Genomic DNA, 2,523 nt, shown 5'->3' with positions numbered 1-2,523 from the left:
AACTGGGCGGCGACTCGCTGACCGCCACCCGACTGGTCTCCCGCATCCGCGGCGAACTCGACGTCGACGTGGCCCTGCGCGACGTCTTCTCCGCCGGATCGGTGGCGCGGATGGCCACGCTCATCGACCGCAACCGGCTCGCCGGGGGCATCGCGGACGACACCCCGCTGCCCACCGCGGTGGTGGGGTCGGCCGACGACCGGTACGAGTGGTTCCGGCTCACCGACACCCAGCAGGTCTACTGCCTGGGCCGGTCGGCCGACTTCGAGCTGGGCAACGTGTCCACGCACGTGTACCTGGAGTTCGAGGCCACCGGCCTGGACCTGGCGCGGTTCGAGGGCGCGTGGCGCGGGCTGGTCGAGCGGCACGACGCGTTGCGCCTCGTGGTGGACGCCGAGCTGGGGCGGCAGCGGGTGCTCGCGGACGTCGGCGAGTGGTCGCTGACCGTCCACGACCTGCGGGGCGCCGACGACGACTCGGCAGCGCGCGAGCTGGCCGCGCTCCGCGACCGGCTCTCCCACGAGATGCGCCCGCTGGACCAGTGGCCGCTGTTCGACGTGAGCGCGACCGCGCTGCCGAGCGACCGGTGCCGGGTCCACGTCAGCCTGGACGCCTTGATCTGCGACAACACGAGCTGGCAGGTGCTGTTCGACGAGCTGTCGCGGCTCTACGTCGAGCCGGGCGCCAGGCTGCCGCTGCCGGAGGTGTCCTTCCGCGACTACGTGCTCACCGAGGACCGGTTGGCGGGCACGGAGCTGGCGCGGCAGAGCGAGCGGTACTGGCGGGAGCGGGTCGCCGAGCTGCCGCCCGCGCCCGGCCTGCCGCTGGCGATCGACCCGCGCGAGGTGGCCGACCCCCACTTCACCCGTCGGAACGCGACCCTGTCCGGTGACGAGTGGTCGGCGTTGCGCGGTGCGGCGGGCGTGCGGGGCCTGTCGCCGTCGGGCCTGCTGCTGGCGGTGTTCGCCGAGGTCCTGGGCCGGTGGAGCGAGAGCAGGCACTTCACCCTCAACGTCCCCCGGATGAACCGGCTACCGGTGCACGACGACGTCGACCGCGTCGTCGGACAGTTCGCGTCCTTCACCTTCGTCGAGGTCGACAACCGCGAAGCCGCCCCGTTCGACGTGCGCGCACGCCGCCTCCAGGAACAGCTCTGGCAGGACCTCAGCTACCAGCACGTCTCCGGCGTCTGGATCCTCCGCGAACTCATGCGCCAACAAGGCGGCTTCGACCGCGCCCTGATGCCCGTCGTCATGACCAGCGCCCTGGGGCTCGCCACCGGGCGGTCCACCGCGCTGGACGAGGTCCTGCGGCCGGCCTTCGCGATCTCCCAGACCTCCCAGGTCTGGCTGGACTTCCAGGTCAACGAGCGCGGCGACCGGCTGGAGCTGCACTGGGACGTGGTGGAGGAGCTGTTCCCGCCCGGCGTGGTCGAGGACATGTTCGCCGCGCTCACCACGGCGCTGCGCCGCCTGGCCGACGACGACGCGGCGTGGTCGGACGACGACGTGGTCGGCCCGGTGCCGGGTCGGGTCCTCGCGGGCCCGGACCGGGTGGTCGAGGACGACGCCCTGGTCCAGGACCTGTTCCTCGACCAGGTCGGTGTCCGCCCCGAGCAGATCGCGGTCGTGGCGCCGGACCGGTCGCTGACCTACGCCGAACTGCACGACGCCGCCCGCCGGGTCGGCTGGTGGCTGCGCGACCACGGGGCCCGGGTGGACCACCCGGTGGCCATCCTCATGGACAAGGGCTGGGAGCAGTTCGTCGCCGCCTACGGCGTCCTGTACAGCGGCGCGCCATACCTCCCGGTCGACGCGGCGAACCCCGCCGAACGCATCCGGCGCGTCCTCGACAACGCCGGCGTGGAACTGGTGCTGACGCAGACGACCGTCCTCGACCGGGGCCTGGTCCCGGACGGGGTGGAGGTGCTGTGCGTGGACTCCCCGCTGCCCGACGACAGCGGCCGGGGCGCGCTCCCGGTCGAGACCGACGGGCACGACCTGGCCTACGTGCTGCTCACCTCCGGTTCGACCGGGACGCCCAAGGGCGCGATGATCGAGCACCGCGGCGTGGTCAACGCACTGCGCGAGACCATCGACGAGTTCGACATCGGCCCGGACGACCGCGTCCTCGCGCTCACCGGTCTCCACCACGACATGTCCGTCTTCGACGTCTTCGGCGTCCTCGGCGCGGGCGGCACGGCCGTCGTCCCCGAACCCGCCGGCACGCGGGACCCCGTGCACTGGGCCGAGCTGATCACCCGACACGGCGTCACCCTGTGGAACTCCGTCCCGGCCATGATGGTCATGCTGCTGGAGAACACCTCGCCCGGTCAGCTCACCACCCTCCGGGCCACCCTGCTGGGCGGCGACAAGATCCCGCTCAGCCTGCCGGGTCACATCCGCCGGAACGCGCCCAACACCACGATCACCAGTGTGGGTGGACCCACCGAAACCACCCTCTGGAACATCTGGCACCACATCCACCAAGTCAAACCCGAATGGCGAACAATCCCCTACGGCA

Annotated in this window: 1 protein-coding gene; it reads left to right on the top strand. The window is 72.0% G+C overall.

Annotation, left to right across the window (positions count from 1 at the left end; translation table 11 throughout):
• Positions 1–2,523, top strand: a 2,523-nt coding sequence (locus ABD223_RS43225) for an AMP-binding protein (protein ID WP_344044161.1), incomplete at both ends; no start/stop codon positions are given.

The sequence above is a fragment of the Saccharothrix xinjiangensis genome, from assembly GCF_039527585.1.
In the GTDB taxonomy this organism is placed as follows: Bacteria; Actinomycetota; Actinomycetes; order Mycobacteriales; family Pseudonocardiaceae; genus Actinosynnema; species Actinosynnema xinjiangensis.
The sequence above is the reverse complement of the archived record's forward strand: the minus strand, read 5'-3'. Positions and strand labels throughout refer to the sequence as shown.